Genomic DNA, 5,367 nt, shown 5'->3' on the forward strand with positions numbered 1-5,367 from the left:
CAACTCCTTGTCGGGTATCATCTGGAACTCTATTCCGGCGGTTTCCGCAACGTCAGAAATCATCTGCATGAAATCAATATCGATTTCGAGCGGGATGGTAACATCACGTTCTGTCTCATAGAAAGAGAAAGGCAAGTCAGAAGCCGCTTCGGTCAGAACTTTTTCCTCTATTTTCTCAGTTCCATTATACCGCTGAACCTTCATATAGTGCTGCACGCCGTCTTTGTAGGTCGTCATTACACAGGTTTTTTTGTTTTCCAGCTCAGGATCCTCTTTGTCTGCTCCGAGTTCAACCCGTGCGATGGAAAATTTCCTTGCATATTGCTGCAATGCGGATGAAAACCTTGAGGCTATGGTTCCTGTTCTATTTGACTCGGCTGTGCTCTTTCCCATTTCATCGGCTACCAGGGTAATGGAAGCGGAGAAATTTTCTTCCGTTTTTCGGACATCGTCCCGCCAGACCATGAACTCAAAAATCGATGGTGCTGCTCTTTGGGTGAAGAGGTCGGAGAGTTTTGTTATGTGGTAAATATGCAGAAAATCATCACGGTTTACAGGCAGAGTCGTATATATCCAGTTGCGGAAATCAACAGCGATTTTCATAATTTGTTTTGCGAGTGTTGATTTTCCTGTTCCCTGCAATCCTTTTATGTATGCATCTGAGTAAAAAGAACCGCCGGACTGTACCAGAAATTCCCTGTATGTCCACGTGGAAAAGGTTAATGTGGGTGCAGATCGTTCCTGGCCTGTAATCGAAAACCTCGCATAAGCCTCTGGAAATCCCTCAAGTACTCTTTTGTCCATCATGGCGGATGCAAGCTGCGCGGGTTGCCTGTATGTTATTTCCTGCATTTCCCGTATTGCAGGCATGATCACTTTGTCGATAAACAACTTGTAAAGATTTTCATTTTTCAGGATTTCGAGAAGTTCGGTTTCCATTTCCTCAGGGGTCTTGAAATACTTGTTTCCATTGGCTTTGTCTTTATGTATGGGGTCTATGTAAAAAATGGAATCTGGCGGCATTTCTGTGCACCTGCGGGTTCCGACATTGCGGATAAAGGCTTTGATAACACTTGGTTGCCAGTACCTGTACCACAGGTCAAGCTTCTGGGCTGATCCGGCAATTACGGGATGCAAAGTCAGGGAACCGGAAGGCAAGCCTCCGCCATCGTAATGCCTGTTCCCGAGTATGGCGATGCTCTTGTATTCGTCTATATCCTTTTTATCGTTCCCTGACATTTATTAACCCCTTTTTGTCCGGTGGCTGTGAAGCCATTTCTGCAGGCTTTCTGAGAAAAGCTTCAAGCTCTCTCAACTGGTCCGCACCTATGGTGAGTTTTCCTGCAAACACGCTGATAAATTCCGTGAATGCGTTGTTGTATACCCATGGCAACGCAGATTCGAGTGCCAACCCCGTTATAATCGTGCGAGCCGCTTGGTCTGCGACACTTGAAAGATTGGAAGCGGTGAACAGAGAAGGGTCTTTCATTCTCTCCAACCGTTTTATATTGTGGTAATCCTCTGCAAGTGCCACGCCTATGACAAATCTTTTAGTGTATTTCCCGAAATTCTCAAGATTCAGGTATATGGGAGAGTGTTTCAGGCGTTCCACTTCATCCGATGCCTCGGTGAGCAGTTCCACACCAAGCTGGAATTTCCTGTTGATTTCCAAAATCTCTTTATGTTCCGGCAGTCCCGTATTCTTCTTTTCCAGCTTCTTAATGAACTTATCCCATTTTTTTGAGATTTTGGCGAACTTTTCAGATACCGCTTTAACCAGAATGAGCGATGCAAGCCCGGGAATGGGATCGCCTTGCACATACCATTTGTGGGGCCTCACTGCACCGATATATGCTGATCTCTTGGTGTTTCTGTCCGTTTCCCGCAGGCATTGCACTAACTGAACCCCTTTGTATGATTCGTCATATTTGTTTCCCGTCTTTATGAGCGATTCGGGATAATCCCATATTGATATCGATGTATGCTCTGCCCTCATGTCGTCATATTGTATCTGCTCGTCCTCGTCATGCGGGTCTATCTTTACGCCTCTTGTGATACGGTGTCCCTCAACCTCAAATACCGCTATGCGTGCCTTGTCTTTCCGTTCCAGCAGGAATACAATAACACAAGCAAAAAATAAACCAATTGTAATTAGTGCCAAAATTACCTGTTCCGTAGTATTGACATTCTTGGCATTTTCCCCCGTGTAGATCAGGAAGAAAATAAACCCTACGAATAACAGGAACGTTTTCCATCCACCGTTTTTAAGCCCTGTGTAGAAGTCATGCCAGGCTTCGCCCAGTGTCCCCGTAATAGTTATGTTTACTTTTTCCTCCTTGGTCTTGGTTTTCCGCTCTACGAGTTCCACGGGCACTTGTGAAGCTGAGTCAGTCATTTGTACCGCCTTCCGTTTTTCTGGACATATGAAGATGTTTCATTATTTCATCCTCTCCGTTTCCTTTTCATAGGGATCATCCTCCATGGGCAATCCCTGCTTGCGTTTCCATGCCCTGTAAAATCCTCTGATAGGCTTTACCGTAAGGACAATGGTTATTCCAAGTATCAATCCGCCTACCATGATTTCTTCCCATGGCGGCAGCGGATTGGTAACGATCACCGTGCCTTTCTTTGCATTGGCGTAATTGATGTACTGCGTTAATGTTACAACTTGGATGGAAAATATCTCAGTCCTTGATTTTCCGATCACCGATGAGGATATGGTAACTATGAGATCATAAGACCCTGTTGGCAAAGTTGTATTAAAGACATCGGAGACATAAGAACCACCGGAGTGATTCCCGAAGCTTGCAGACAGCAATATTGCATTGCCGTTTGAAACCTGTATTGTGGAATTGCCTCTTGACTGCACATACATAGATACAAACTGAGGCAGTACAGAAGTAAAATTGGCATAGGGATAGGCGAAACCGAAGCCTGAATATGCAGGGCCAGCAGGAACCTTATCGGGATTTCCAGCTATATAAGCACTCATCCCGTATTCAGGCCCACTAGCCGCATGTGAAACTGGAATTGCCAATCCGCCAACAATCAGGATCCCGAATACGATTAACCATGCTGATTTCACTCAATCACCCGCCATGAGACCATAGACCATTACCATAGCAGCAATTATAAAGGCAACGATTGTAATCATTGACGCCAATGCCGCGGTATTCGAGTAATTGAAAAATGTCGCTATTGAAATTACCGTTCCCTCAAACAAGCCTGGTTCGGTGTACTGGAAGAACCCGCTGATATAAGCCCAGAAGAAATATACCAGTAAGCCTAATCCCGCTAGAAAAATAAAGAATTTCAGAAGCTCACGCCCCTGAGATCTGCATGTAAATTATATGAGGGGCAATGTACAGGGATGTAAGCCATTTCCAGAAGTTCTGGAATGCATTTGATAGGCCGGTTCCTCCTGATGTCGCAGCCGAGGTTAAGCCTGTTCCAATAGTCGTAAACGCACCATTTATGAGATTTGTAAAGCCTGTGGTTATGGCTCCGCCTATGGCATAAACAGCATTGGTCATGACTGTCGGAATTGAGGAAAAAAACCCTACAACTGCGGATATGAAACCTAATCCTATGGTTCCGATCTGGCTTCTGAACAGAATAAAAGCGATTACGACCGATGCAACAAGAATTATAATCATGGCGGGGAACAGCAGGGATGTTGCCGCTGCCGTATCATTTGCCATGAGCTTTCTTTTCAGAAAATCCCTAATCGTATTTCCTCTCCCCCTTGTTTCTTTTCTTCCGGTAAGTTCTTGGCTTTGTATTAGGAGATTTGCCGTTAAATCCCCAGCCGTGTGAGGGCCTCATACGTTTGCCCTCTCTCTGGTCCGGGCTCATGTTTTTCCATTTTTTTGAGCCTTTGAGAGCATTCTTCCGGTCTGCCTTTCTCTGTTTTGCAGAGGTCATTTGTATCGCCTCTTTTCCTTTTTCTTGCGTTTGACTCTGCCAAGGTACTTTACTATTACCCTGTATCTTCTGCCGTCTTTATTAACTGTCTGTATGACAGTTGATCCCTTTTCCGGTTCTACCATTTCAATCACCTAAAAAAAAGGGTGGGGTTAGAATAATCCCGTGCTCTCGTTGAACTTGCTGTGCTTTAGTGCTGCAAATCCGCCTGCGATAAGGATTACCGAGAACAGTAAAACCAATCCGGCTACGATCTGCCCTGCGAAGCTGTACCCGGATATTGCCGCCACTGGTGAAAGGAACGGAAATACGGAACTTGCTATCACAGCGATTATTAGGCCAACAACGCCAGCAAGGAACTGGTATCCAAGGTCCCCTTTATTTTCCTGCATGCCGTATATGTATACGCCAGCCGCAAAGCCGAGGAACGCGACATACGGTAAGCCGGATGAAACGAAAGGCAGAGAAGCCCCTCCAAACAGCACTATGGCATATATCAGACCGCCTGCTACCAATCCCAGGACTGCACCGGACACTTCCCTCTTCTTGAGAGTGTACTCAGCGGAACCGCTCAGTCTCGGGAATGATATAGCTGCAAGGAATATGATGAGCACGCCAGCAAGTACGCCTATGTACGAATAATTGTCAAGCAGGTTGAGCTTGAATGGGTACTGTGCGTAGGATGTTACAGTGAGTGAACCGCTGCCAGTTACTTTAGCTCCTGTTGCGTTTTTATTGCCAACTGAAAGGTGCATCACATACATGACTTCGTTGTTCAGCCCTGCCATGCTGTTGAACAGATTAAATGGCTCGGATGTGTTCAGGTTATTGACAGTGCTTGAATATAGAGTTACATTATTTGTAACGTCAGTTACAGCCTTATCTCCGAATGCATTATTGCTTGTTGAGTTGTGGAAGGTTCCCAGCATGAAGTATGCCGATGAGAGATTCACCGCTCCAGCAGTACCGGATGTGGCACTTCCCTTGATATTCGTTGTAAAGAAAAACAATGCCTGTTCCAGCAAATGCTGCACGTTCAAAGATGAATTGCCCGATGCAAGTATGATTTCAGTTGTTCCATACGGTATTGTTATTGTTGCTACATGGCTAGTGCTCCAACTCACTGTCAATATATTCCAGTCTGACCCGTTCCAGGCTTCGCCGACATGATACATGCTCTGAAAATATGTATCTCCGCTAAGTCCAGAACTTGAATTTATGTTTGCTCCCTCTGACTGCACTACGGCAAAATAGCCGTAGGAAAAGATTACAGCGATGAGGATCGCAATTACCCCTAAAATTGTTCGATTCCTATGTTCCAAATAGATAACCTCCAAGGTTATTTATTCAAAAACCCGAATGTGGTATTTAAAACATTATGTGAAAAATAAGAAGTTGGATATATATATATCTATCTCAACTTTAAGATTAAATTAAATTCGT

At 44.8% G+C, this 5,367-nt stretch carries 6 protein-coding genes; all 6 read right to left on the bottom strand.

The genetic code is table 11. The features are described 5' to 3' along the window. The coding region (locus KIS29_11140) for a hypothetical protein (protein ID MBX8640879.1) at positions 1-1,239 on the bottom strand (1,239 nt) is incomplete at its 3' end. Beyond that, on the bottom strand, positions 1,223-2,395 hold the full coding sequence (locus KIS29_11145; protein MBX8640880.1) for a hypothetical protein: 1,173 nt from the start codon (positions 2,393-2,395) through the stop codon (positions 1,223-1,225). The genes KIS29_11145 and KIS29_11140, both read right to left, overlap by 17 nt. A gap of 42 nt (positions 2,396-2,437) precedes the next feature. Continuing rightward, complete coding sequence (locus KIS29_11150; protein MBX8640881.1) at positions 2,438-3,085, bottom strand: hypothetical protein; 648 nt, start codon at positions 3,083-3,085, stop codon at positions 2,438-2,440. 235 nt (positions 3,086-3,320) lie between these two features. Further along, positions 3,321-3,701: a hypothetical protein gene (locus KIS29_11155; protein ID MBX8640882.1), complete on the bottom strand. Its 381-nt coding sequence runs from the start codon at positions 3,699-3,701 to the stop codon at positions 3,321-3,323. A 22-nt stretch (positions 3,702-3,723) separates the two neighbouring features. Beyond that, positions 3,724-3,924 carry a hypothetical protein gene (locus KIS29_11160; protein ID MBX8640883.1) on the bottom strand — a complete coding sequence of 67 codons (201 nt, stop codon included), beginning with the start codon at positions 3,922-3,924 and terminating at the stop codon, positions 3,724-3,726. Between the two features lie 152 nt (positions 3,925-4,076). Further along, entirely contained in the window at positions 4,077-5,246 is a 1,170-nt protein-coding gene (locus KIS29_11165; protein MBX8640884.1) for a hypothetical protein, read from the bottom strand. Between the last annotated feature and the right edge of the window lie 121 nt (positions 5,247-5,367).

Origin of the sequence: Candidatus Sysuiplasma jiujiangense (assembly GCA_019721075.1) — an archaeon.
Lineage (GTDB): Archaea > Thermoplasmatota > Thermoplasmata > Sysuiplasmatales > Sysuiplasmataceae > Sysuiplasma > Sysuiplasma jiujiangense.